Raw genomic sequence first — 25280 nt, 5'->3', positions numbered from 1 at the left:
CAGCCATCGTCAGCCGTTGGCGACGCAAAGTGTCAACTTTGGACGTTTCGGCTCGGCCACGACCGGCGCCGGGGCGAGCTCCGCTTCGATGAGGTCCTCGTAGGCGTCGCGCAGGCTGTCCTCGAAGCGCGCGAGCCGCTCGTGGGCCGCGGCCAGCACCGGCGGTGCGAGTCGCTCGGCGTCGAGCAGGCGGTGCACGAGGTCGCGCTGCGTCGCGGAAAAGTCGGGGTCGCGCTGGGCCTCGTCGAGCGCGCAGACGAGGGCCGCCAGCCAGCCGGCATTGGGAGCGCGCAAGGCGAGCAGGACTTCGGGAGTGGCAACTTTCATGGTGGACCCCTGTGACGATTCCGCAGCAATGCTTTGCATGTTCGATGCCAACCGCGGCCGGCGCCGTACAATCGGCCGATGAATTCACGCCCGGATCGTGACGTCCTCATCCTTGGCGGCGGTGTCATCGGCCTCGCCTGCGCCTGGTACCTGTTGGCCGCCGGCCGCGCCGTCACCGTGCTCGACCAGGGGGCGGTCGGCTGCGGCAGCTCGCACGGCAACTGCGGCACGCTGACGCCGAGCCACGCCATGCCGCTGGCGGCACCCGGCACCATCGGCAGCGCGCTGCGCTGGTTGCTGCGGCCCGCTGCGCCGCTGCGCATCAAGCCGAGTCTCGATCCGGCCCTGCTGCGCTGGCTGCTGGCGTTTGCACGGCGCTGCAACTGGCGCGATGCGGCGCGCGGTGCCGCGGCCAAGTTGCCGCTGTTGGAGCTGTCGCGGCGCCTGATCGAGGATCTCGTGCGCGAACAGCAGCTGGACTGCGAGTTTTCCACGCCCGGCACGCTCAACGTGTACCGCGACGCGCGCGGCTTCGCGCACGCCTGTCGCGAGCACGAGCGCATGGCCGACCACCTGCCGCGCTACGAGGTGCTCGATGGCGCCGCCGCGGTCGCCCGCGAGCCGGCGTTGCGGCCCGGCGTTGCCGGCGCCTTCTTCAACCCGGGCGATGCCTGCCTGCGACCCGACCGCTATGTGGCGGAACTGGCCCGCATCGTGCGCGCGCGCGGCGGCGTGATCGAGGAGGGCGTCCGCGTCGAGCGCATCGAGCGGGAGGGCAGGCGCGTGGCGCGCGTGGTGACCGCGCGCGGCACGTTCACGGCGGCCGAGATCGTGCTCGCGCTTGGTGCCTGGTCGCCGCAGTTCGCCGGCGCACTCGACCTGCGGCTGCCGATCCAGCCCGGCAAGGGTTATTCGATCACCTGGGCGCGGCCACGCCTGTGTCCGCGCGTCCCGCTCAGTCTCAAGGAACCAAGCGTGTGCGTGACGAGCTGGGGCTCGGGCTATCGGCTCGGCAGCACGATGGAGTTTGCCGGCTACGATACGACGCTCAACCGCACGCGGCTCGACGCCCTGCGGCGCGGCGCCGCGCAGTTCCTGCACGAACCCGAAGCGGGTGAACCCGTCGAGCAGTGGTACGGCTGGCGGCCGATGACATCCGACGACCTGCCGATCCTTGGCCGCGCGCCGCGGCTCGACAACCTCGTGCTGGCGACCGGCCACGGCATGCTCGGCGTGAGCATGTCGGCCGGCACCGGCCTGCTGGTCAGCCAGATCGTCACCGGGCAGGCGCCGGCGCTGCCGATCGACGCCTTTGCGCCGCAACGCTTCGGCTAGACTCGCGCGGCTCTTCATCCCGACTCCGAGAGGCTCGCAATGGCAGTGGTGACTTCGATGGGCAATGCGTTCAGGCAGGGGCGACTCGTCGTCCAGCTCGTGCTGCTGGTGATCGTCGGGCTTCTGTTGTACGCATTCTGGCCATTCCGCACCGTGCCGACCGGTTCGCGCGGCGTGCTCACGCAGTTCGGCGCGATCAAGCAGATCGAGCCCGAAGGCCTCGTGCTGGTGATGCCGTGGCAACGCCTCGCGCTGTTCAGCGTGCGCGCCGAATCGGCGCAGATCGACAATGCCGACGGCAGCACGAGCGACCAGCAGCCGGTCAAGGTGAGCCTGACCGTGCGCTACAGCATCCTGCCCGACAAGGTGTCGGAGGTGTACGAGAAATACAGCCACGACGGCGACCTGTCCTCCTACGTGCAGACCGCGACGCAGGAGGTGTTCAAGGCCGTGACCGCGCGCTACAACGCGCCCGATCTCATCGCCAAGCGCTCGCAGGTGTCCAACGACATCAACCAGGCGCTGCGCCAGAAGCTCGACACCTACGGCGCCCAGGTCATCAACATCGACATGCGCAACTTCTCGTTCTCCGACACCTACATGCACGCGATCAACGAGAAGGTGACCCAGGAACAGTTGCGCCTGGCCGCCGAGAACAAGGTCAAGACGGTCGAGGCCGAGCAGCGCGCCAAGGTCGTCACCGCCGAGGCCGAAGCCAACGCGCTCAAGGCCAAGGCCGACGGCGAAGCCTACGCGACGGTCAAGGCGGCGACGGCGCAGGCCGAGGCGCTGCGCGTGCAGAACGAGGCGCTGGCGCGCAACAAGGACGTATTGGAACTGCGCCGCATCGAGGTCGAGCAGGTCAAGGCCGAACGCTGGAACGGCCAGTTGCCGCAGAACGTCTACGCCGGCACGCCGATTCCGTTCTTCAGCGCACCGACCCATTCGCAATGAGCGCGGCGGCGGCGCTGGCCGAGCCGTTCGACCTGGTCGTGCTCGGTGCCGGTTCAGGCGGCATCGCGATGGCGATCCGCGCCGCGCGGCATGGTGCGCGCGTGGCCGTGGTCGAGTCGGGTGCGCTTGGCGGCACCTGCGTCAACGTCGGCTGCGTGCCGAAGAAGGCGATGTGGCTGGCGGCCGAGCTGGCGCAGGCCCAGCACACGGCGCACGAAGTCGGTTTCGACCTGGCGCCGGGCGACCTGTGCTGGGAGCGCTTCATCGCCCGGCGCACGGCCTACATCGACAACATCCACGCCAGCTATCGGCAGCGCTTCGCGCAGCTCGGCATCGAGCTCGTGGCCGGACATGGCCGCTTCACCGCGCCGCATCGTCTCGCGGTCGGCGCGCGCGAGCTGCAGGCACCGCACGTGCTCATCGCCACCGGTGCGCGGCCGCGGCGCGAGGCGTTGCCGGGCGGCGCGCTGGGCATCGACTCCGATGGTTTCTTCGCGCTGCGCGCCTGCCCGCGCCGCGTCGCGATCGTCGGCAGCGGCTATGTCGCGGTCGAACTCGGCGGGGTGCTGCGCGCGCTCGGCGCCGAGGTCACCTTGCTCGCGCGCGGCGAGCGCCTGTTGCGCCAGTTCGACCACGAGACCGGCGACGCCCTTGCCCAGGCGATGCAGCAGCGCGGCATCGACCTGCGCTTCGCGCACCCGCTCGAGAGCGTGGCACGCGCGGGTGACGGCTATGTGCTGCACTGCGCCGGTGGCGAGGTGCTGCGCGGCTTCGACGAACTGCTGTGGGCGACCGGTCGCGCGCCGAACACGCAAGGCTTCGGGCTGGAAGCCACCGGCGTCGCGCTCGACGCACGCGGCTGCATCGGCATCGACGCCTGGCAGAACACCAACGTGGCGGGCCACTATGCGGTCGGCGACGTCACCGACCGCGTCGAACTCACGCCGGTGGCGATCGCGGCCTCGCGGCGCCTCGCCGATCGCCTGTTCGGTGGCCAGCACGAGGCGCGGCTCGACTGTTCCAACATCCCCAGCGTGGTGTTTTCGCACCCGCCGCTCGCTACCGTCGGCCTGTCGGAACAGGTCGCGCGCGAGCGCTTCGGCGACGCCGTGCGCGTGTACCGGGCGCGTTTCCGGCCGATGCTGGCTGCGCTGGCCGGCGACAATGAGCGCACCCTGATGAAGCTCGTCTGCGTCGGCGACGACGAGCGCATCGTCGGCATCCATCTGCTCGGCACGGCGGCCGACGAGATCCTGCAGGGGTTCGCGGTCGCGCTCAAGATGGGTGCACGCAAGGCCGACCTCGACGCCACCATCGCGATCCATCCCACGTCGGCCGAGGAACTCGTGCTCATGTGAGCACGCTGCGGCCGCGCAGGCGGATCGCGCCCGGCGCTACATGCGGAACACGCCGAAGCGCCCGGCTTCGATCGGCGCGTTGAGCGCGGCCGAGATGCCCAGGCCAAGCACGCGGCGCGTGTCGGCCGGGTCGATGATGCCGTCATCCCACAGCCGCGCGGTGGCGTAGTAGGGGTGTCCCTGGCGCTCGTACTGCGCGCGGATCGGGGCCTTGAATGCTTCTTCCTCGTCCGCGGACCAGTGCTTGCCGGCCGCCTCCAGCCCGTCGCGCTTGACGGTGGCAAGCACGCTCGCCGCCTGCTCGCCGCCCATCACGCTGATGCGCGCGTTGGGCCACATCCACAGGAAGCGCGCCCCGTAGGCGCGGCCGCACATCGCGTAGTTGCCGGCGCCGAAGCTGCCGCCGACCACGACCGTGAACTTGGGTACGTGCGAGCAGGCCACCGCGGTCACCATCTTGGCGCCGTCCTTGGCGATGCCGGCCTGCTCGTATTTCTTGCCGACCATGAAACCGGTGATGTTCTGCAGGAACACCAGCGGCACGTTGCGCTGGTTGCACAGCTCGATGAAATGCGCGCCCTTGAGCGCACTCTCCGAAAACAGGATGCCGTTGTTGGCGACGATGCCGACCGGATAGCCGTGGATATGGGCAAAGCCGGTGACGAGCGTCTTGCCGTAGCGTGCCTTGAATTCCTGCAGTTCCGAGCCGTCGACGATGCGCGCGATCAACTCGCGGATGTCGAACGGCTTGCGGGTGTCGGCGGGCACGCAGCCGTAGAGCTCGCTGGCCGGGTACAGCGGTTCGCGCGGCTCGCGCAGTGCCAGTGGCATCGCCTTGCGGCGGTTGAGGCTGGCGACGATGTCGCGCGCGAGCTCCAGCGCGTGGGTGTCGTTCTCGGCGAAATGGTCGGCCACGCCCGATACCGCGGTGTGCACCTCGGCACCGCCGAGCGTTTCGGCATCGACGACTTCACCGGTCGCCGCCTTCACCAGGGGCGGGCCGCCGAGGAAGATCGTGCCCTGTTCCCGCACGATGATCGTCTCGTCGCTCATCGCCGGCACGTAGGCGCCGCCGGCGGTGCACGAGCCCATCACCACCGCGATCTGGGCGATGCCGGCCGCACTCATGCGGGCCTGGTTGTAGAAGATGCGGCCGAAGTGTTCCTTGTCGGGGAACACCTCGTCCTGCAGCGGCAGGAAGGCGCCGCCGGAGTCGACGAGGTAGATGCAGGGCAGGTGGTTGTCGAGCGCGACCTCCTGCGCCCGCAGGTGTTTCTTCACCGTCAGCGGGAAGTAGGTGCCGCCCTTGACGGTGGCATCGTTGGCGATCACGAGCACCTCGCCGCCGTGCACGCGGCCGATGCCGGTGATGAGGCCGGCGCACGGCGCTGCGTCCTCGTACATGCCATGCGCCGCCAGCGGCGACAGTTCGAGGAATGGCGAGCCCGCGTCGAGCAGGGCGCGGATGCGCTCGCGCGGCAGCAACTTGCCGCGCTCGACGTGCCGTGCGCGCGCCTTGTCGCCGCCGCCCAGTGCGGCGGCGGCCAGCACCGTCTGCCAGTCGTGGGTGACGCCGCGCAGGTGCTCGGCGTTGGCGAGAAAATCGGCGGAGCGCAGGTCGAGCGCGGAACGGATGACGGACATGGCGGGAACCCGAGGGCGACTGGCAGCCCGATGTTAGGTGATCGGCGGCGCAAGCGTCATCGTTGCGCGTGGCCAAAAACGACATCGGCCGCAATTGCGGCCGATGCGTTGCCTGGTGCGGTGTGCGCGGCGCGTCAGTGGCCTTCCTTGTGCACGGCATCGGCGGCGGCATCCTTGGCGTCCTTGGCCGTCTCGACGACCTTTTCGCCGACCGCCTTGGCGCCTTCCTTGATTTCGTGACCGGCGGCCTTGGCGGCATCGACGCCGGTCTTGGCGGCGTCGCTGGCGGCCTGGCCGACGGCGCTGGCGCCTTCCTTGATCGCGGTGCCGGCGTGGCTTGCCGCGTCCTTGCTGGCATCGAGCGCGTTGCTGGCGGCTTCCTTGGCCTTGTCGGCGGCGCTCTGCGCGCTGTCACCGGCCTGGTTCATGGCGTCGGCCGTTGCGGCGGCGGCCGTGTGGGCGGCATCGGCAGCGGCGTTGGCACCGGCTTGTGCGGCCTCGCTGGCCTTGCGTGCGGCTTCGGCGGCCTCGGCCTTCACCTTGTCGGCGGCGGCGGCGGCGTCGGCGGCCGCCTGCTTGGCGGCAGCGGCGGCGGCGTCCTGAGCCTGCTTGGCCTGTTCCTGTGCGCTGTCGCTGCAGGCGGACAGGGCCAGGGCGAGGGCGGCGGCGATGGCGAGCGGCTTGAGCTGTTTCATGGGACGGAGTCTCCTGGAGTGACGCCGCCGGGATGGCGGCAGCAGTGAATCGATGGAATGGGTCGGATCAGGATCGCACGTTGGAGCAGGGCGTATCGGCGTTGCGTGGACGCGGTCCGCGCCGCCACGACGCTGGTCAGGGCAGCTCCACCGCGATCGCGGTCGCTTCGCCGCCGCCGATGCACAGCGAGGCGACGCCGCGCCTGGCGCCGCGCTCGCGCATGGCGTGGATCAGCGTAACCACGAGGCGCGCGCCGCTGCAGCCGATCGGATGGCCGAGCGCGCAGGCACCGCCGTGCACGTTGACGCGATCGTGCGCGATGCCCAGGTCATGCATCGCGGCCATCGTCACCACCGCGAAGGCCTCGTTGATCTCGAACAGGTCGACGTCGGCAACCTTCCAGCCGGCCTTGTCGAGCACGCGGCGGATCGCATCGACCGGCGCGGTGGTGAACCACTGCGGCTCCTGCGCGTTGGTGGCGTGGGCGACGATGCGCGCCAGCGGCTTGAGGCCGCGCTTGGCGGCCTCGTCGGCGCTCATCACCACGGTCGCCGCGGCGCCGTCGGAAATGCTCGAGGAGCTGGCGGCGGTGACGGTCCCATCCTTGGCGAAGGCGGGCTTGAGGGTGGGAATCTTGGCCGGGTCGGACTTGCCCGGCTGCTCGTCGACGGCGTACTCGACCTCGCCCTTGCGGCCGGCGACCTTGACCGGAACGATCTCGCCCACGAATGTGCCGGCGGCGATGGCCGCCTGCGCGCGGCGGACCGATTCGGTCGCAAACGCATCCTGTTGCTCGCGCGTGAAGCCGTACTTGCCGGCGGTGGCCTCGGCGAACACGCCCATCGACTGGCCGTCGTAGGGGTTGGTGAGTCCGTCCCAGGCCATGTGGTCGACGAGCTTGCCCTCGCCGTAGCGGATGCCGGTGCGCGCGGCGACCATGTGCGGCGCATTGGTCATCGACTCCATGCCGCCGGCCACGACGATGCTGGCCGAGCCGGCTTTGACCAGGTCGTGCGCCAACATGATCGCCTTCATGCCCGAGCCGCAGACCTTGTTGATCGTGGTGCAGCCGGCGCCCTTGGGCAGGCCGGCCGCCAGCGCCGCTTGTCGCGCCGGTGCCTGGCCGAGGTTGGCCGGCAGCACGCAGCCCATGATGACCTCGGACACGTCGCTGGCGGCAACGCCGCCGTGCTCGAGCGCGGCCTTGATCGCAGCGGCGCCGAGCGTGGGCGTGGGTACGCCGGTGAACTGGCCGAGCATGGAACCGATGGCGGTGCGCTTGGCGCCGACGATGACGATATCGGACATGGTGGACTCTCCGTGATGGACCGCGGCGGTCGCCTGACGCGCGGCAATGGAAGCTGCGATTATGCGCGTGCCATGGCCTTGCCACAATCGACGGGCGCCAGCCGCGGTGCCTTGTCGCTGGCCGACGATGCGGCTAGCCTCGCCCCATGCATGGCCGGGGCTGCCCGCTCCTCACCGCGGTGTTGCGCGCGCTGGCGCTCGCGCTGGCCTGCGCCTGCGCGTGTGCGGCCGGCGCCGACGTACCCGGTATCGAACGCATCCGCTTCCGCAGCTGGAGCACCACCGACGGACTGCCCCAGGCCACCGTGCGTGCGCTGGCGCAGGACCACAGCGGTTTCCTCTGGCTCGGCACGCAGAATGGCCTGGTACGCTTCGATGGCTACAGTTTCCAGGTCTATCGCCACGACCGCACCGATCCGTGGTCGCTGTCGGAGAACCATGTCACCGCGCTGGTGGCCGACGACGACGGCGGGCTGTGGGTCGGCACCTTCACCGGCGGGCTCAGCCACTACGATCCCGATCTGGACCGCTTCACGAGCTTCCATGGCGATCGCGGGCAGGCGGGCACGCTGGCCTCGGACAACATCACCGCGCTGCTGCGCGACAGCCGCGGACGCCTGTGGGTCGCCAGCACCGGCAGCCGCCTGCAGTGGTTCGAGCGTGGCTCCGACCAGTTGCACGAGTCGGCGCTCGGGGAACGCAGGGAACTGCGCATGGTGCGCACGATCCGTGAGCTGGACGGCGGTGACCTGTTGCTGGGCACGCTCGATGGCCTGTGGCGCTTCGACGTGGCGGCCGGAACGCTGCACGAGATCCGTGCCATCGCCGACCGTTCGCTCGACGTGTACGCACTGGCGTTCGGGCCGCGTGGCGAGTGGTGGGTGGGCACGGCCGATGCCGGCCTGGTGCGCTTCGATGCGCAAGGCAGGCTGCTCACCCGCTACCGGCACGATGCGGCGGCCGATCCCGCCACGACGCTGCACGACGACGCCGTGCGCGCGCTGTTGTTCGAGGGCGATGACGCACTGTGGATCGCCGGCGATGCACACGGCCTGGCCCGCATGGATCTGGCCAGCGGCCGGTTCACGCACTTTGCCCCGGATCGGGCACGTCCCGGTGGCATCGCCGGCAACCGCTTGTATGCGCTCATGCGCGACCGCGACGGCATCCTCGTGGTCGGCTCGTGGACCAACGGCTTCAGCATTCACGACCCGCGCACCGAGGCCTTTGCGCATATCGTCAGCCTCGCCGGCGACGCCCGCACGCTGCCCGCGCGGCCCGTGATGGGCGTGCATGCCGACCCCGACGACAGCCTGTGGCTGGCGCAGTCGGAGGGGGGCGGGCTCGTGCATTTCGACCTGCAGCGCGGCGTGCTGCAGCATTACAGCCATTCTGCCGCCGACCCCGGCAGCCTGGCCCATGATTTCGTCCGCCACGTCACGCGTTCCCGCGACGGCAGCCTGTGGGTGGCGACGCAGGGTGGCGGCATCGATCGGCTGGCGCCCGGCGCGGACCGATTCGAACATCATCGCCACGATCCCAATGATGCGTCGAGCCTGGCGTCGGACAACGTGCTCGGTTTTTTCGAAGACAGCACCGGCGTGCAGTGGTTCTTCACCAACGATCGCGGCGTGGACGAGCGTTGCGTCGGCTGCAGCGCATTCCGGCACCACGCGCACGACCCTTCCAATCCGGACAGCATTGCCGACAACAGCGTGACGATCGTCATCGAAGCGCGTGATGGCGCGCTGTGGTTCGGCACACGCGCCGGGCTGGACCGCTATGACCGCCAGCGCCAACGTTTCGAGCACCTGCGCGCCAGCGTGCACGATCCGGCCGCGCTGAGCTCCAACTCGATCAGTACGCTGTTCGAGGACAGTCGCGGCGACCTGTGGGTCGGTACCCAGGGCGGCGGCCTGAATCGGCGCATCGTGGCGGCCGATGGCAGCTCGAGTTTCGAGGTGACCGACACCGGCGAAGGGCTCGCCTCGGGCGCCATCGGTGCGATTGCCGAGGACGGCGCCGGCAATTTGTGGGTATCGACGAGCGCCGGCATCAGCCGCATCGATACGCAGCGGCAGCTGGTCAATTTCAGCGCCCGCGACGGCGTGCAGGGCCTTGGTTACTGGGTCAATTCGGTCGGTCGCATGCGCGACGGCCGCATCGTGTTCGGCGGCCTCGATGGTGCCACGGTGTTCCAGCCCGAGCAGGTCACGGTGCGCCCGGTGCCGGCGCCGATCGTTTCGGGACTGCTGTTGCGCAACGTGCCGGTGCGGATGCGCTGGCAAGTGCCCGACTCGCCACTGCGGCGCAGCCTGTGGCGCGGTGGCGACGTCCATCTGAGTCATCTGCAGAGCAATGTCACCTTCGAGTTTGCCGCGCCCAGCTTCGGTGATCCCGAGGGTGTGCAGTACGCCTATCGGCTCGCTGGCCACGACTCGCAGTGGATCGAGACCGCGGCGAGTCGGCGCCTGGCCACCTATACGGATCTGCCGGCCGGCCACTACGCCCTGCAGGTGCGTGCGCGCAGCGGCGGCAGTCCGTGGAGCGATCCGCCGGCTTCGGTCGACATCACCGTCGACCCGGCGCCGTGGGTGTCGCCGCGCGCCTACGCGCTGTACGCGTTGGCACTGCTGACCTTGCTGGCGCTGGCCGTGCTGCAGGCACGCGCTGCGATGCGGCGGCGGCATGCGGTGCAGGAGTCGATCCGTCTGAGCGAGGAGCGGCTCAAGCTCGCGCTGTGGGGCAGCGGCAGCGAGCTGTGGGATCTCGATCTGGCAACCGGGCGCATGCATCGCGACAACCAGTTGCCGCATCTGGCGATCACGCGCGATGGGACCGACGACAGCATCGCGGCGCATCGGCCATTCATGCATCCCGACGACGTGGGGCGCTTCGAGCAGGCGCTCGAGCGCCATGTCAGCGGCGCGACGCCGACCTTCGAGGCCAGCTTCCGCACGCGCGACGTCGACGGCGGCTGGGTGTGGCTGCTGGCGCGCGGACGCCTCGTCGCACACGATGCGCAAGGCCGGCCGCAGCGCGTGATCGGGACCAGCTCCGACGTCAATGCACTCAACCAGGCGCTGGAGGCGCTGCGCACGCTCAACGAGCAACTCGAGTCGCGGGTTGGCCAGCGCACGGCCGCGCTGCAGCAGGCCAACGCCGAATTGCGCACCACGCTCGAACAGTTGTCGCTGGCGCAGCGCCAGCTGTTCGAAGCCGAGAAGCTCGCCTCGCTCGGTGGCCTCGTCGCCGGCATCGCCCACGAGATCAACACCCCGCTTGGCATCGGCGTGACGGCCGCCTCGCACCTGCATGAGGAGGCGCAGCGGCTGTCGCGCCGCCTCGCGGCGGGCGAGCTCGACGCGGCCGAGCTCGCGCGCTTCGAGCGCACCGCGTGTGACAGCGCGCAGCTCATCCTGCGCAACCTGCAGCGTGCCGACCGCCTGGTCAAGAGTTTCAAGCAGGTCGCGGTGGACCAGTCCAGCGAGGAGCGCCGCGTGGTCGACCTGCATGAATGCCTGGGCGAGATCCTCACCACGTTGGGGCCGAGCCTCAAGCAGACCGCGCATCGCGTCGAACTGGAGTGCCCATCGGGCATCGTGGTCGAGACTGCGCCGGGGGCGCTGTACCAGATCATCTCCAATCTCGTGATGAACTCGCTCACGCATGCCTTCAGCGCTGACCGTGCCGGCACGATCCGCGTGGTGGCCGGAATTGCCGATGGCGTGGTGCGGATCGACTTCCGCGACGACGGACGCGGCATGGAGGCGGCGGTGTGCGCGCGCATCTTCGAGCCATTCTTCACCACGCGCCGCGGCCAGGGTGGCTCGGGGCTTGGCATGCACATCGTCTACAGCCTCGTGACCCAGGTGTTGCATGGGCAGATCGAGTGCGACAGCGTGCCCGGCGCGGGCGTGCACTTCGCGATCCGCTTTCCGGTCCAGGCGGCGCGCTCGGCATGATCGCGCGGGTCACCGTGTGCGGTGCACGCGCGCAGACGGCGGCCATCACAACCGCGCCTCATGCGCTCCATCGTGCTGGCCCGCGGCGCGCACGCGGCCAGGTGTTTCAGTCGGGCAGTTCGAGTCGCAGCGCCAACGCCTGGTCCCAGTGTTCGAGCAGGCAGTCGACGACCGCGGGTGCAAACTTGCGGCCACGCTGCTCCAGCATGAAGGCGCGAATGCGCTCGGCCGGCCACGGTTCCTTGTAGCAACGCTTGTTGCCCAGCGCGTCGAACACGTCGGCGACCATCGTGATGCGCCCGCTGATCGGAATGGCCTCGCCGGCCAGGCCCTTGGGGTAGCCGCCACCATCCCAGTCCTCGTGGTGCGAGGCGGCGATCTCGGCGGCCAGTTGCAGGATCGGCTGGCGTGACTGCCCCAGCAGCTGCGCGCCGAGCGCGGCGTGGGTGCGCATGGTGGCCGCCTCGTCCTCGGTATGCGGGCCGCGCTTGTTGAGGATCGTGTCGGGAATGCCGATCTTGCCGATGTCGTGCAGTGGCGCGGCGTAGCGCAGATCGGCGCAGGTCTTGTCAGGGAGCCCGAGCGCTCGACCGAGCATCTCGGCCAGGCGGCCGACGCGGTGCACATGGCGGGCGGTTTCCTGCGAGCGCGTTTCGGCCGCACCGGCCAGCAGATAGACCATTTCCAGTTGCGAGGACAGCAGCTCGTCGTTGAGATGCAGGTTGTCGAACGCGATCGAGACGTTGGTGCAGAACAGTTCGATCAACTGGAAGTCGAGCGGCGACAGGTTCCACGCTTCGCCGACGAACAGGAGGCTTTCGGTCTGGTGGCTGTCGGTGAAATGCAGCACGTAGTGGTTGCGGTCGAAACGATGGCTCTTGTTGCGGTAAGCGCCGCGCATCGCCTCGACGATCGGTGCTGGCAGTGCGCTGGTCGCATCGTCGTCCTGCAGGCTGCGGTAGTCGCCGCTGGTGGCCGCGATGCGAAACTTCTCCTGCTCGGTGGCGCTGCGGTCGACCATGCAGTACAGCGCGCCACGCTCGAGCCCGACCAGTGCGGTCAACTGTTCCAGCACTGCGTTGGCAAACTCGCGCGTGTCGCGCTGGGCGAAGATGCGCGCCGAGCTGCGGATGACGTTTTCCAGCCCGATGCGATGGGCCTCGATCGCGCGCATGTCGCGATAGGCGCGCAGCGCCGCGAACATGGTGGTGGCCAGCCGCGGCGCGGTGAGCTCGGTCTTTTCCTTGTAGTCGTTGATGTCGTAGGTGGCGATGACTTCCTGCTCGGGAGCCTGGCCCGCCTGGCCGGTACGCAGCACGATGCGCACGAACGCATTGGCGAGCTGCTCGCGGACATGGCGCACCAGTGCCAACCCGGCCTGTTCGGATTCCATCACCACGTCGAGCAGCAATACCGCGACGTCGGGATGCTGTTGCAGCAGATTTCGCGCCTCGGCCGCGCTGTAGGCGCTGAGGAACTCCAGGCCGCGCTCGGCGAAGCGGAAGTTGCCGAGCACGAGGCGCGTGACTTCGTGCACCTCGGGCTCGTCGTCGGCGATCAACACCTTCCACGGCCCTGGCACGGGGTGGACCCCGGCTGGTCGGAAAGGCGATTCGCGCGGCTCGTTACCCACGTCCAACCCCCCATTTGGCGGACGCCGCCAGTGTACTCCGCCGTTGCGGATGGGAAAGTCCGGTGGCTGGCATGGCGCGGCGCCGCCGGCGCGCAGCGCGGGGCTTGCCGCATCGACCGCAGGCGCGGCAGCGGCGGTGCCGGCGCAATCCGCCGCGGCGCGGTGGGCCGCGTGGCAGCGCCATTCGGGCGCTGCCGCCGGCTGTCGCCTGGACCCGGCCGGGTCAGCACGGTGCCGACCCGACAGGCGCGGCGGCGCCGCCGCGGGCAAGTCCGCCAAACGTCAACAAGTGCAAAAACGCGCGGCGGCGCAACGTCGCCGCCGGTTGGAGAATCAGGATTTGCCGTGGAACAGTTCGCGCCCGATCAGCATGCGGCGGATCTCGTTGGTGCCGGCACCGATCTCGTAGAGCTTGGCATCGCGCAGGATGCGCCCGGTCGGGAACTCGTTGATGTAGCCGTTGCCGCCGAGCGACTGGATCGCCTCCAGCGCGACCTGCACCGCGTTCTGCGAGCAGTGCAGCAGGCACGAGGCCGGGTCGATGCGTGAACGTGCGCCGGCATCGTAGTTCTGCGCGACGAGATAGGCGTAGGCGCGCGAGGACTGCAGCGCGGTGTACATGTCGGCGACCTTGGCCTGCATGATCTCGAAGGTGCCGATCGGCGCATTGAACTGCTTGCGTTCGCGCACGTAGGGCAGGGTGATGTCGAGCGCGGCCTGCATGAGGCCGATCGGCCCGCCGCTGAGCACGAGGCGTTCGGTATCGAGCCCGCTCATCAGGACGCGCACGCCCTCGTTGACCTCGCCGATGCGGTTTTCGTCGGGGATTTCGCAGTCGGCGAACACGAGTTCGCAGGTGTTGCTGCCGCGCATGCCGAGCTTGTCGAGCTTCTGCGCGGTGGAGAAGCCGGACATGCCCTTCTCGACGAGGAAGGCCGTCATGCAGCGACTGCCAGCCGGGCGATGCGCGGTGCGCATGTAGACCAGCAGCACGTCGGCATCGGGACCGTTGGTGATCCACATCTTGTTGCCGTTGGCGATCCAGCGGTCACCCTTGCGTTCGGCACGGCAGGTCATCGAGCCGACCACGTCGGAGCCGGCCCCCGGCTCGCTCATCGCCAGCGCGCCGACGAATTCGCCGCTGCACAGCTTGGGCAGATATTTCTGCCTCTGCGCCGGGCTCGCGTTGTGGAAGATGTTGTTGATGCACAGGTTGGAATGGGCGCCGTAGGACAGCCCGACCGAACCCGAGGCGCGCGAAATTTCCTCCATCGCCACGAGGTGGGCGAGATAGCCCATGCCCGAGCCGCCGTACTCGGCCGACACCGTGATGCCGAGCAGACCGAGCTCGCCGAACTTGCGCCACAGGTCGGATGGAAAGGCATTGTCGCGGTCGATCAGGTCGGCGCGCGGTGCAATCTCCTTGTCCGCGAACGCGCGCACGGTCTCGCGCAGCAGGTCGAGTTCTTCACCGAGGGGAAATGGGCGCATGGATCGGGCTCGTGGCTGGATGGGGTGGAAGTGTTCGCGCAGCGTGCGGGGGGCGGTTCACGGCGCCATGCGGCGGCCGGTCGCTGCCGGCCGGCAGCAGCCGGTCATTGCTCGAAGCCGTCGACGAAGATGACGTCGTTGGTCGGGGCGTGGGTCTTGGCCAGTTCGCCGAGGAAGGCCAGGCCGAACTGCGCGAACGGCGCGCTCGGCGCGGCCGTGTCGTTCATGTTGGCGAGCGTGTCGTTCATGGTGTGGATGTACGGGAAATCGGCCATGTCGCCCGGATACGACGGCGGGCGTCCGGCTTCGAAGGCCATTCCGGCGGCAAAGCCATGCTCGCTCCACGAGGCATGGTCCGAGCAGCCGTAGCCACATTCGACCGCGCCGCGCACGAGTCCGCGCGGCGCCAGATAGGTGTCGAACAGCTGGCCGAAGTAGGCCAGCAGGGCCGTATCGGAATTGTCGGTGATGAAGCGCAGGTCGTTGGCGGCGCCGGCCTTGTAGTTGGTCATGTCCAGTTGCAGCACGCCGACCACGTCGATGCCGTCGCTGTCGTAGCGGCTGGCGATCGCCTCGGAGCCGTTCAGACCCACTTCCTCGGCCGCATAGCCCATGAACTTGACCGTGCGCTGCGGCCGCCAGCCGTCGGCGAGCGCGATGCGGATGATCTCGGTCACCGTGGCGATGCCCGATGCATCATCGTCGGCACCGGGCGCGCGATGGTTGGGGTTGGACGCGTTGTTCCAGTTGACCGAGTCCAGGTGCGCGCCGATCACCACCACCTCGTCGGCCAGTTCGTTGCCGGCCACGGTGAGGATCACCGATGGCTGGGTCGAACAGTTGCTGCAGTCGGTGAACAGCTCGGCAGTGACATCGCTGCGGCCGGCCGCCAGCGCCTGCCAGGTGTCACGGATCCACACCGCAGCATCATGTCCATGGGGGGTCGAGTAAAAACGGTTCTGGAACGCCGCCAGGCTGGCGATGGTGCCGTAAATGTTGGTTGCGTCGACCGCGTCGAGCCATGGCGTCACGGTGCCCGGATTGTCGATCGTGTAGGTCGCGGCGGCAGGCGCCCGAGTGGCGTCGATAAGCCGATCGCGCGCGACGAAGGCCTCGGCCTGTTCGCGGCTGGCGAAGGCGAAAAAGCCGCCACAGCGATGTTCGACGTCGTGCACGTACTGCGCCAGCGTGATGACCGCGGACGGGTCGAGCTCGGCCACGGCCAGCGCACGCCCGTTGTGGTCGAGCAGGATGCGGGCCTGCCGACCCGGCAGTGCGGCCCGGTAGGTGTCGCGCGCGGTCACCACGTGGACCGGCGCCGCTGCGGCGCGCGTCGCCGCCGGAACGTCAGGCGCGGCCAGCGCTGCGAGCGGCGCGGCAAGCAGCAGGGTGGCGGTGGCGGCGAGGTGGCTGCGGTTCATGGGCTGTCCCCGGATCAGGTGGGCGGCGTGCCGGACGTAGCCGGCATCTGCGCGAGTATACGGTGGCCGCGGTGCGCGTCGCGGGCTCAGGGCGCGTCCGCGCCATCCTCGTTGGCACTGGCCAGCACGACGCGGTCACGTCCGCTGCGCTTGGCGGCGTACATCGCCCGGTCGGCGCGACGCAGCAGCATCGGCATGGTTTCATCGCGCAGCAGTGCGGCCACGCCGACACTGATCGTGGCGCGCGCCTCGCCGGGTTCGTAGCGGGTCAGCAGCGTGTTGCGGATGCGCTCGGCGATTTGCACGGCCTGCGCGGCAGCGGTGGCCGGCAGCGCGACCACGAACTCCTCGCCGCCATAGCGACCGCAGACATCGTCCCTGCGCAGTTCATGACGGATCGCGTCGGCCAGCCTGCGCAGCACGATGTCGCCGGCATGATGGCCGACGCGGTCGTTGAGTTGCTTGAACAGGTCGATGTCGATGAACAGCAGCGACAGCGGCGCTCCGTCGTGGGCCGCGGCCTCCAGGTGCGCCGCGCGCAGGCTCCAGCCGCGTCGGTTGAACAGGCCGGTCAACGGATCCACGTCGGCCTGCAGGCGCGCCTGCTCGTAGGCCAGGCGCAGGCCCAGCGTGCGATAGGCCAGGGCGAGCGAGAACACGAGCGCTTCGACGGCACCGCATACGAACGCCGCCTCGTCAGACCAGATCCAGCCGCGCGTCACCCCGTACAGCTGTGCGCTGCCCAGTACGGTGGCCAGCAGCAGTGGCGTCCAGCCGAGCATGAACAGTCGGGCGTAGAACGACCCGCGCCAGGCCGCCAGCGCGGCGACGCCGAGGAACAACACGGCGCCGAGGATCAGCAGCGGATTGATGAGGAGCCGCCCGAGTTCGCTGCCGCCCGGCACGAAGCCGGCGAGCGCGAGCACGCCGACGATGGCGACATAGCCGAGCAGCAACCGCCGGGCGCGCAATGAATAGCGCTCCAGGTCGACGAAATGCATGAAGAACAGCGCGGCCGCGACAATGCTCAGCGCGACCGTGCAGCGCCCCCACAACCGCGGTTCCTGCGCGAGCGCCGACCAGCCCAATGGCGCATACACGTAGCCGCTCTGCAGCGCGAGGACGAAGGCGTAGCCGGTGATGAAGATCGCGTAGTAGAGGAACGTCGGGTCGCGCAGGAGCAGCGCGAACAGCAGTGCGACCACGGCCATGGCCAGCATGATCGCGAGACAGGCGCTGGCCAGTGCCAGCCAGATGCCATCGCTGTGCACGAAATCGCCCGCCGGCTGCGCCGCGAAGCGCATCGGCGCAGCGATCGCGCCGCGACTGTCGACGCGCAGGAGCAGCGGCGCGTCCGCAGGCAGCGCGCTCGTGAGCACGAACGCGAGGCGGCCATGCGCCGGCCAGGCCGAGCCTTCGCGCCAACCCAGTCGCGCGCTGGCGACGGGCTCGCCGTCGGGCGCATGCAGGATCACCGTCTGCAGGCCGACGTTGATCACGCTCAGTACCCACGGTGGCTGCGGCCAGCTGCCGCCGGCGGGGCGCAGCACGAGCCAGGCCTGCTCATCGGGGTTGGCGAAGCGCGTGAACACCGCCGGATCGAATGTTTGCCAGCCGGCGGCGTCGGCAGCCGGTGGCGGTGGCGGCTCGGTCGTGTCGGCGCTGCGCCATTGGCCCTGCAGCGCGCTGCTGGTCGCCAGCGCGGGCCGGGCAATCACGAGCAGCAAGGCACACAGCAACAGGCCGGCCAGCACTGGGCCGGCCGACCGCCACCAGCGCCGACGCCGCGCGCAGCGCAGGATCGTGGTCGAGCGCAGCGGCGGCGTCGGCCGCCGCGATCGCGAGCCGGGCGACGCGCGCATGCGGCGCGCCGCTTGCCGCGCGCCCGACGGCATGGGGCTACTGCCCGCGCATGCGGCCGAGGAAGCGCGGACCGCTGTTGCCCATCATCGGCAACTTGATCCTGCCGATCGTCGCGATGCGCTCTTCGGCCATGCGGTCGGCCGCCTTGTAGGTCGGGATGTGGTCGCGATCGGCGATCTGGAAGATGCGCGAGAGGTTGTAGTAGATCGTGCGCATCATGCGCATCGCGCGCTCGCGGTTGTAACCGTCGATCTCCAGTGACACGTTCATCACGCCGCCGGCATTGACCGCGTAATCGGGTGCGTACAGCACGCCGCGCCGCGCGAGTTCGTCGCCGATCTCGTCGGTGGCGAGCTGGTTGTTGGCCGCGCCGCAGATGATCTTGGCCTTGATGCGGTCAATGGTCTTCTCGTTGAGCGTGCCGCCGAGGGCGCAGGGGCTGTACACGTCGGCGTCGACGTCATAGATCTCGTCGAGGCCGACCGCGGTGCAGCCATGCTCGTCGACCGCGCACTGCACGCGTTCCTTGTGGATGTCGGTGACGAACACCTTGGCACCCTGCTCGCGCAGCAGCTTGACGAATTCCATGCCGACGTGGCCCAGGCCCTGCACCGCGAAGCTGTGCTTGCCCACGTCCTCGTTGCCGTACTTGTGGTTGAGCGCGGCCATCAGGCCCTGCAGCGTGCCGAACGCGGTGAACGGGGAAGGATCACCCGAGCCGCCATGCACCTGGTGCACGCCGGTGACGAATTCGGTCTCGCGGAACACGTATTCCATGTCGTTGACGTCGATGCCGACGTCCTCGGCGGTGATGTAGCGGCCGTTGAGCGAGTTGACGAAACGGCCAAAGGCGCGGAACAGCGCCTCGGACTTGTCCTTGGACGGATCGCCGATGATGACCGCCTTGCCGCCGCCGAGGTTGAGGCCGGCGACCGCGTTCTTGTAGGTCATGCCGCGCGACAGGCGCAGCACGTCGTTGAGCGCTTCCTGTTCGCTCTTGTACGGCCACATGCGCAGGCCGCCGAGCGCCGGCCCGAGCACGCTGTTGTGGATCGCGATGATGGCCTTGAGGCCGGCGTCCTTGCTGTGGCAGAACACGACCTGTTCGTGGCCGGTGGTGGCGAGCGTTTCGAAAAGCATGGCGACTCCTGCGCGGGCCCGTGATGCGTGCGGTCGCGCGACACATGCGCGGGCGTTGGGTGGGTGGAAGGTGCAGCGACAAGGCGGCCGGTGCGGCCGTGCAGGGCGCGTAGTGTAGTGGCCCGGCTCACGCGGCGACAGTCTGCGCCGCAGCATTGACGCGCCTGCACAAGGCGGTCATGGGGCCACGCCGGCATCCGCGCGGCCGCTGCACGGGAACGTAGTAAAATCGGCCGTTCCGGCGCATCCAGCCCACGAGCGGTCGATCATGAGCCTACCTGCCAGTTCCGTTTCCGCACCGGCCACCGACGCCGCGCCGCTGCGCTTCGTCACCGCCGGCAGCCTGTTCGACGGTCATGACGCCGCCATCAACATCATGCGCCGGTTGATCCAGGCGCAGGGTGCCGAAGTGGTGCACCTGGGCCACAACCGTTCGGTCGAGGACGTGGTGCGCGCGGCGCTGCAGGAAGATGCCGACGCGATCGCGCTGAGTTCGTACCAGGGCGGCCACATGGAGTATTTCCGCTACATGGTGGACATGCTCAAGGAGCGCGGCGCCGCACACATCCGCGTGTTCGGCGGCGGCGGCGGCACCATCACACCCGAAGAGATCCGTGAGCTCGAGGCTTACGGCGTCGAGCGCGTCTACCACCCCAACGACGGCATGCACATGGGCTTGGTGCCGATGATCGAGGACGTCGTCACGCGCGCACGTGCGGCCGCGCAGGCGCGCCGCGGGCGCGAGGCGCAGTTGGCGGCGCCGCCGGCCAAGGTCGCGATCGACGACGAAATCGCGGTCGGCCATGCGCTCACCGCGCTCGAGGAAGGGCGCCATGACGGCCACACGCTCGAACATCTGCGCAAGCAGTGGCAGCTCGCCGGCGGGCGCACGCCCGTGCTCGGCGTCACCGGCACCGGTGGCGCGGGCAAGTCGAGCGTGGTCGACGAACTCCTGCTGCGCTTCCTGCACGCATTTCCGCAGATGCGCATCGCGGTGCTCGCGGTCGATCCGACGCGGCGCCGCTCGGGTGGCGCGCTGCTGGGTGACCGCATCCGCATGAACTGCCTGCGCAGCCATCGCGTGTTCATGCGTTCGATGGCGACCCGGCGCCAGCACGCGGCGACCAGCGCGATGCTCAAGGACTGCGTGGCGTTCCTCAAGGCGCAGGCATACGACCTCGTCATCGTCGAAACCGCGGGCATCGGCCAGTCGGATTCCGAAATCGTCGATCTGGTCGATTTCCCCGTGTACGTGATGACGAGCGACTACGGCGCGGCCAGCCAGCTCGAAAAGATCGACATGCTCGACTTTGCCGAGCTCATCGTGCTCAACAAGTTCGACAAGCGCGGCGCCGAGGATGCGCTGCGTGACGTGCGCAAGCAATGGAAGCGCAATCGCGTCGCGTTCCAGACCCCGGACGACCAGGTGCCGGTGTATCCGACCATCGCCAGCCAGTTCAACGATCCCGGCGTGAGCTGGATGTTCGTCAACCTGTGCCGCCTGCTGCGTGGCAAGCTGGCGGCCGGTGCCGACGGCGCCGAGGTGGCCCTGTCGGCGCACTGCGATTTCCGCCCGCAACTGGACACTGCGATCAAGGAGCCGCGCGCAACGGTGCTGATTCCCGGCAGCCGCGTGCGCTACCTGGCCGAGATCGCCGAGCAGGGCCGCGCGCTCAATGCGCGGGTGCAGGCGCAGGCGCTGCTGGCCGATCGCGCGCAGGCCTGCTGGCAGGCATTGCACGAGCTCGGCGACGCGCAGCAGCCCAGCGCGCTCGACCTGTACCCGGATGCGGCGCTGCGTGAGGGCGAAGCGACGCTGCGCACGCTGCGCCGGCGTTACAACGAGGCGCTGCAGGCGCTCGACGCCGACGCCCTGCAGCTGTTGCGCGAGTGGCCGGCACGGCGTGCCTCGATCAGCGCCGACGTCAACGAGTACGAGGTGCGCGGCAAGACCATCCGCGTGGAAAACTACCGTGAATCGCTCAGCCACCAGCGCGTGCCGAAGATCGCCGCGCCCAGCTTCAGGGGCTGGGGCGAACTGCTGGTGTTCCTGCTCAAGGAAAACCTGCCCGGAGCGTATCCCTACACGGCGGGCGTGTATCCGTACCGCCGCACCGGCGAGGATCCGATTCGCATGTTCGCGGGCGAGGGCACGCCCGAGCGCACCAACCGCCGCTTCCACTATCTCAGCCAGGGTCTGCCGGCGGCGCGGCTGTCGACCGCGTTCGACAGCGTGACGCTGTATGGCGAGGACCCGGCATCGCGCCCCGACATCTACGGCAAGATCGGCAACTCCGGCGTCAACGTGCCCACGCTCGACGACATGAAGAAGCTCTACTCGGGCTTCGACCTGTGCGCGCCCAACACCTCGGTGTCGATGACGATCAATGGCCCGGCGCCGATCATCCTCGCGATGTTCATGAACACCGCGATCGACCAGCAGATCGAGAAGTATCTGAAGGAAGATTCCGCGCGCTGGGCCGCCGCGCAGGCGAAGATCGAGAGCCTGTTCGAAGGGCGTCAGCGGCCGCGCTACCACGGCGAACTGCCGGCCGGCAACGATGGCCTCGGGCTCGCCCTGCTCGGCGTGACCGGCGACCAGCTCGTCGATGCCGATACCTACGCGCGGATCAGGGCGCACACGCTGTCGACCGTGCGCGGCACCGTGCAGGCCGACATCCTCAAGGAGGACCAGGCGCAGAACACCTGCATCTTCTCCACCGAGTTCGCGCTGCGCATGATGGGCGACATCCAGCAGTTCTTCGTCGACCACAAGGTGCGCAATTTCTACTCGGTGTCGATCTCGGGCTATCACATCGCCGAGGCTGGCGCCAACCCGATCTCGCAGCTCGCCTTCACGCTGTCCAACGGCCTCACCATCGTCGAGTACTACCTCGCGCGTGGCATGCACGTGGATGACTTCGCGCCCAACCTGTCGTTCTTCTTCTCCAACGGCATGGACCCGGAGTACACCGTGATCGGCCGCGTCGCGCGGCGCATCTGGGCGCGCGCGATGCGCGAGCGCTACGGCGCTAACGAGCGCAGCCAGATGCTCAAGTACCACATCCAGACCTCGGGTCGCTCGCTGCACGCGCAGGAAATCCAGTTCAACGACATCCGCACCACGCTGCAGGCGCTGTACGCGCTGTTCGACAACTGCAACAGCCTGCATACCAATGCCTACGACGAGGCGATCACCACGCCGACCGAGGAAAGCGTGCGTCGCGCGGTGGCGATCCAGATGATCATCAACAAGGAGCTGGGCCTGAACTACTGCGAAAATCCGTGGCAGGGCAGCTTTGCGGTCGATTACCTCACCGACCTGGTCGAAGAGGCCGTGTACCGCGAGTTCGAGGCGATCAGCGAACGCGGCGGCGTGCTTGGCGCGATGGACACCATGTACCAGCGCGGCAAGATCCAGGAAGAGTCGCTCTACTACGAACACAAGAAGCACGACGGCAGCCTGCCGCTGGTCGGCGTCAACATGTTCCTGCCCAAGGAGCACGGCGGCGAGATCGCCACCCAGATCGAGCTGATCCGCTCGACCGAGGAGGAAAAGGCGCAGCAGATCGACAACGTGCGCGGCTGGCAGCTCAATCGCAACCACCTCGCGCCGAGCGGTGAAACCTCGCACCAGCACGGCACCGACGTCGACGAAGCCGACACCGATGCGCATGACGGCCACGGCCTGCGCTACCTGCAGGACACGGCGCAGGCGCGCCAGAACGTGTTCGCGACCTTGATGGAGGCGGTCAAGACGCACAGCCTCGGGCAGATCAGCCATGCGCTCTACGACGTCGGCGGCGAGTACCGGCGCAACATGTAAGCCGTTTGGATCACGCAACGAACGAAGGCCCGCCGTTTGGCGGGCTTTCGCCATGACGACTTGCGTCATATGACGGAGCCCGTTATGGTTTCCCCGTGATCAGAAACTTTGCCGGCAAGGAAGCGGAAAGGATCTGGGGCGGAACGCCTTCCCGGCGGTTGCCCGCCGATATCCAGTCCGTGACCCGCCGCAAGCTGCGCATGCTCAACAATGCCGCCTCGCTGGACGATCTTCGCATCCCGCCGGCCAACCGTCTGGAAGCACTCAAGGGCGGTCGCAAGGGCGAGCACGGCATCCGCATCAACGATCAATGGCGGATCTGCTTTCGCTGGATCAACGGAGACGCCCACGACGTGGAGATCGTCGATTACCACTGACGCAAACGAGCCGACCATGAGTACCCTGCCCAACATCCATCCCGGTGAAGTGCTGCTGGAGGAGTTCCTCACTCCGATGGGCATCAGCCAGAACGCGCTGGCCCGTGCCGCCGGTGTGCCGCCGCGTCGCATCAACGAGATCGTGCTCGGCAAGCGTGGCATCACGGCGGACACGGCCGTGCGCCTGGCCGCCGCCTTGGGTACCAGCGAGCGGTTCTGGCTCGGCCTGCAGGCTGACTACGATCTGGAAGAAGCGCATCGTGCGCTGGGCAATGCGATAGGGAAAATCGAGCGACTTGCCGCGTAGGCGATCAGTGCCGAAGACCTGCACGGTTTCCGGTTGCAGGACTTCGTCAACAACCCGTCCCGCACGCGCGATCGCGACACTATCCGGGAGTTGCTGCGGACACGGCGTGGAAAGCTCAACATGGCCGATGTACGCGACTACTTCGCCTTGTTCGTCCGCACGGAATGGCTCGATGAACTCCTTGCGCCTTGCCCAACTGGCCGACCGAGCGCCCTGACCCGGTAGCCGAGCCCTTGGCCGGAAGCCGCATCGCGTCGGCGTCGCTGCCGGGGAAGCGTGATCTTTCCGATTGGGTGGAATTGACGGAGGCGGTTGAGCCGTTGTGCCCGGTGTGGCCGGAGAGGCATGTGGCGTGGAGCGCAACGAAATGCCTACTCCGACCGCAGCTCCCCCAGCACGCATTGCCGCGCAGGCTGCGCGTGGAAGGCGAACGCATCAACCTCGCATTCCGTCGGATCGAGGCGGGGCAGGCGAGTCCAGCGGACTCAGCACGCCGCGCCCGCCGCGATTGAGCACGTGCGTGTAGATCTGCGTCGTTGCCACGTCCTTGTGACCGAGCAATTCCTGGATCGTGCGGATGTCGTAGCCGCTTTCCAGCAGGTGCGTGGCGAAGCTGTGGCGCAGCGCATGCGCGCGCAGCGGCTTGACGATGCCTGCCGTCAGGCGCGCGCGCCGCAGCGCACGGGACAGGATCGCATCGTCGAAATGATGGCGGCGTTCGTGCCCGTCCAGCGGGTCGGTCGAGCGATTCACAGAAGGAAACACGAATTGCCAGCCGAATTCGCGCCCGGCGCGCGGATATTGCCGCGCCAGCGCATGCGGCAGCCGAGCTTCGCCGAATCCTTCCGCCAGGTCGCGAGCGTGCAGCAGGCGCGCGCGCTCGATCTCGCGCATCAACGGCTCGTGCAGGGAACGCGGCAGCATCGTCCGGCGATCCTTGCCTCCCTTGCCATCGCGTATGCAAATCTCGTTGCGTGCGAAATCCACGTCCTTCACACGCAGCCGCAGGCATTCCATCAATCGCATGCCGGTGCCGTACAGTAGGCTGGCGATCAGCCACGGCCGACCCTCCATGGCCGCCAGCAATCGCCGCACCTCGTCCTGTGACAACACGATCGGCAGGCGTCGTGGCCGCTTCGCGCGCACGACCCCTTCCATCCACGGCAAGTCGAGCCGAAGCACCTCGCGATACAGGAACAACAACGCCGACAGCGCCTGGTTCTGCGTGCTGGCCGCAACACCGCCCTGTACGGCCAGGCCGCTCAGAAACCGCTCCACGTCCGTGGCGCCGAGTTCGCGCGGGTGGCGCCTGCCGTTGGCCAGGATGAACCGCCGTATCCACCCCGTGTACGCCTGCTCGGTGCGCAAGCTGTAGTGCTTCAACCGGATCCTGCGCCGAACTTCGTCCATCAGGCGCGGAACCTGCCGCCTCGACGGTTCGCCGGATACGCCTTCGTTTCCAAGCCTGTAACTCATTACGCCCTCATCCATGCCGGATAACGCAGCCATATTCAGGCAACGCGGCGAGCGAAAGGAATCGGCAACTTCCTGAGTTCGTGTAGGAAAGCGGCTTGACCACGAGGTGGCCCTGGCCGACTATCCAGTGCTACGCCCCGCTTACGGGGTCTACTTGGC

Annotated in this window: 17 protein-coding genes; 7 read left to right on the top strand and 10 right to left on the bottom strand. The window is 68.5% G+C overall.

What is annotated here, in order from left to right:
* Nucleotides 1-9 precede the first annotated feature (9 nt).
* The gene (locus KF903_RS01545) at nucleotides 10-327 is read right to left on the bottom strand and encodes a hypothetical protein (protein ID WP_291210100.1); all 318 of its coding nucleotides are present in this window, start codon (nucleotides 325-327) and stop codon (nucleotides 10-12) included.
* Between the two features lie 78 nt (nucleotides 328-405).
* On the opposite strand from KF903_RS01545, the gene KF903_RS01540 reads away from it, so the two are divergent.
* Genes KF903_RS01540 through gorA form a run of 3 tightly spaced genes read left to right on the top strand, consistent with a single transcriptional unit; the run spans nucleotide 406 to nucleotide 3974 of the window.
* Nucleotides 406-1662, top strand: a complete 1257-nt coding sequence (locus tag KF903_RS01540) for an FAD-dependent oxidoreductase (protein WP_291210098.1) — start codon at nucleotides 406-408, stop codon at nucleotides 1660-1662.
* Nucleotides 1663-1701: 39 nt separating this feature from the next.
* Nucleotides 1702-2616: an SPFH domain-containing protein gene (locus tag KF903_RS01535; RefSeq protein WP_291210095.1), complete on the top strand. Its 915-nt coding sequence runs from the start codon at nucleotides 1702-1704 to the stop codon at nucleotides 2614-2616.
* Nucleotides 2613-3974, top strand: coding sequence for a glutathione-disulfide reductase (gene gorA / locus KF903_RS01530; RefSeq protein WP_291210092.1), 1362 nt, complete (start codon nucleotides 2613-2615; stop codon nucleotides 3972-3974). Before KF903_RS01535 ends, gorA begins: the two co-directional genes overlap by 4 nt.
* A 36-nt stretch (nucleotides 3975-4010) precedes the next feature.
* Here the strand turns inward: gorA and KF903_RS01525 are convergent, their stop codons facing one another.
* From KF903_RS01525 to KF903_RS01515, 3 genes are all read right to left on the bottom strand, one after another.
* A complete protein-coding gene (locus KF903_RS01525; RefSeq protein ID WP_291210089.1) occupies nucleotides 4011-5618 on the bottom strand; it encodes a carboxyl transferase domain-containing protein in 1608 nt (535 codons plus the stop codon).
* A gap of 134 nt (nucleotides 5619-5752) precedes the next feature.
* Nucleotides 5753-6313 carry a hypothetical protein gene (locus KF903_RS01520; RefSeq protein WP_291210086.1) on the bottom strand — a complete coding sequence of 187 codons (561 nt, stop codon included), beginning with the start codon at nucleotides 6311-6313 and terminating at the stop codon, nucleotides 5753-5755.
* Nucleotides 6314-6449: 136 nt separating this feature from the next.
* A complete protein-coding gene (locus tag KF903_RS01515; protein ID WP_291210083.1) occupies nucleotides 6450-7622 on the bottom strand; it encodes an acetyl-CoA C-acyltransferase in 1173 nt (390 codons plus the stop codon).
* A gap of 146 nt (nucleotides 7623-7768) precedes the next feature.
* On the opposite strand from KF903_RS01515, the gene KF903_RS01510 reads away from it, so the two are divergent.
* Nucleotides 7769-11587 carry a two-component regulator propeller domain-containing protein gene (locus KF903_RS01510; protein ID WP_291210081.1) on the top strand — a complete coding sequence of 1273 codons (3819 nt, stop codon included), beginning with the start codon at nucleotides 7769-7771 and terminating at the stop codon, nucleotides 11585-11587.
* A gap of 106 nt (nucleotides 11588-11693) precedes the next feature.
* On the opposite strand, the gene KF903_RS01505 is transcribed toward KF903_RS01510, so the two are convergent.
* From KF903_RS01505 to KF903_RS01485, 5 genes are all read right to left on the bottom strand, one after another.
* Nucleotides 11694-13169, bottom strand: coding sequence for a DUF3369 domain-containing protein (locus KF903_RS01505; protein WP_291210078.1), 1476 nt, complete (start codon nucleotides 13167-13169; stop codon nucleotides 11694-11696).
* Nucleotides 13170-13553: 384 nt separating this feature from the next.
* Nucleotides 13554-14711, bottom strand: coding sequence for an isovaleryl-CoA dehydrogenase (locus KF903_RS01500; RefSeq protein WP_291210075.1), 1158 nt, complete (start codon nucleotides 14709-14711; stop codon nucleotides 13554-13556).
* Nucleotides 14712-14815: 104 nt separating this feature from the next.
* On the bottom strand, nucleotides 14816-16132 hold the full coding sequence (locus KF903_RS01495; RefSeq protein WP_291210073.1) for a M20/M25/M40 family metallo-hydrolase: 1317 nt from the start codon (nucleotides 16130-16132) through the stop codon (nucleotides 14816-14818).
* A gap of 86 nt (nucleotides 16133-16218) precedes the next feature.
* Entirely contained in the window at nucleotides 16219-17994 is a 1776-nt protein-coding gene (locus KF903_RS01490; protein WP_291210070.1) for a diguanylate cyclase, read from the bottom strand.
* Between the two features lie 37 nt (nucleotides 17995-18031).
* Nucleotides 18032-19135, bottom strand: a complete 1104-nt coding sequence (locus tag KF903_RS01485) for a Glu/Leu/Phe/Val dehydrogenase dimerization domain-containing protein (RefSeq protein ID WP_291210067.1) — start codon at nucleotides 19133-19135, stop codon at nucleotides 18032-18034.
* 268 nt (nucleotides 19136-19403) lie between these two features.
* Here KF903_RS01485 and KF903_RS01480 point away from each other — a divergent pair, with 268 nt between their 5' ends.
* The 3 genes from KF903_RS01480 to KF903_RS01470 all read left to right on the top strand — a co-directional run bounded on the left by KF903_RS01480 (nucleotide 19404) and on the right by KF903_RS01470 (nucleotide 23645).
* Nucleotides 19404-22961: a methylmalonyl-CoA mutase family protein gene (locus tag KF903_RS01480; RefSeq protein ID WP_291210064.1), complete on the top strand. Its 3558-nt coding sequence runs from the start codon at nucleotides 19404-19406 to the stop codon at nucleotides 22959-22961.
* Nucleotides 22962-23056: 95 nt separating this feature from the next.
* A complete protein-coding gene (locus KF903_RS01475) occupies nucleotides 23057-23338 on the top strand; it encodes a type II toxin-antitoxin system RelE/ParE family toxin (RefSeq protein ID WP_291210062.1) in 282 nt (93 codons plus the stop codon).
* A 16-nt stretch (nucleotides 23339-23354) separates the two neighbouring features.
* Complete coding sequence (locus tag KF903_RS01470; RefSeq protein ID WP_291210059.1) at nucleotides 23355-23645, top strand: HigA family addiction module antitoxin; 291 nt, start codon at nucleotides 23355-23357, stop codon at nucleotides 23643-23645.
* A gap of 435 nt (nucleotides 23646-24080) precedes the next feature.
* Here KF903_RS01470 and KF903_RS01465 read toward each other — a convergent pair whose 3' ends face one another.
* Nucleotides 24081-25121 (bottom strand): integron integrase, encoded by a 1041-nt coding sequence (locus tag KF903_RS01465; RefSeq protein WP_291210057.1) that lies wholly within the window; start codon nucleotides 25119-25121, stop codon nucleotides 24081-24083.
* Nucleotides 25122-25280: the final 159 nt, after the last annotated feature.

It is taken from the genome of Dokdonella sp. (genome assembly GCF_019634845.1).
Taxonomy (GTDB): domain Bacteria; phylum Pseudomonadota; class Gammaproteobacteria; order Xanthomonadales; family Rhodanobacteraceae; genus Dokdonella_A.
The sequence above is the reverse complement of the archived record's forward strand: the minus strand, read 5'-3'. Positions and strand labels throughout refer to the sequence as shown.

Coding starts and splice junctions, on each gene's coding strand:
- KF903_RS01470 (WP_291210059.1), top strand. CDS start 23,355: ATGAGTACCCTGCCCAACATCCATCCCGGTGAAGTGCTGCTGGAGGAG.
- KF903_RS01545 (WP_291210100.1), bottom strand. CDS start 327: ATGAAAGTTGCCACTCCCGAAGTCCTGCTCGCCTTGCGCGCTCCCAAT.
- KF903_RS01535 (WP_291210095.1), top strand. CDS start 1,702: ATGGCAGTGGTGACTTCGATGGGCAATGCGTTCAGGCAGGGGCGACTC.
- KF903_RS01495 (WP_291210073.1), bottom strand. CDS start 16,132: ATGAACCGCAGCCACCTCGCCGCCACCGCCACCCTGCTGCTTGCCGCG.
- KF903_RS01525 (WP_291210089.1), bottom strand. CDS start 5,618: ATGTCCGTCATCCGTTCCGCGCTCGACCTGCGCTCCGCCGATTTTCTC.
- KF903_RS01490 (WP_291210070.1), bottom strand. CDS start 17,994: ATGCGCGCGTCGCCCGGCTCGCGATCGCGGCGGCCGACGCCGCCGCTG.
- KF903_RS01465 (WP_291210057.1), bottom strand. CDS start 25,121: ATGAGTTACAGGCTTGGAAACGAAGGCGTATCCGGCGAACCGTCGAGG.
- KF903_RS01540 (WP_291210098.1), top strand. CDS start 406: ATGAATTCACGCCCGGATCGTGACGTCCTCATCCTTGGCGGCGGTGTC.
- KF903_RS01520 (WP_291210086.1), bottom strand. CDS start 6,313: ATGAAACAGCTCAAGCCGCTCGCCATCGCCGCCGCCCTCGCCCTGGCC.
- KF903_RS01480 (WP_291210064.1), top strand. CDS start 19,404: ATGAGCCTACCTGCCAGTTCCGTTTCCGCACCGGCCACCGACGCCGCG.
- KF903_RS01500 (WP_291210075.1), bottom strand. CDS start 14,711: ATGCGCCCATTTCCCCTCGGTGAAGAACTCGACCTGCTGCGCGAGACC.
- KF903_RS01515 (WP_291210083.1), bottom strand. CDS start 7,622: ATGTCCGATATCGTCATCGTCGGCGCCAAGCGCACCGCCATCGGTTCC.
- KF903_RS01485 (WP_291210067.1), bottom strand. CDS start 19,135: ATGCTTTTCGAAACGCTCGCCACCACCGGCCACGAACAGGTCGTGTTC.
- gorA (WP_291210092.1), top strand. CDS start 2,613: ATGAGCGCGGCGGCGGCGCTGGCCGAGCCGTTCGACCTGGTCGTGCTC.
- KF903_RS01510 (WP_291210081.1), top strand. CDS start 7,769: ATGCATGGCCGGGGCTGCCCGCTCCTCACCGCGGTGTTGCGCGCGCTG.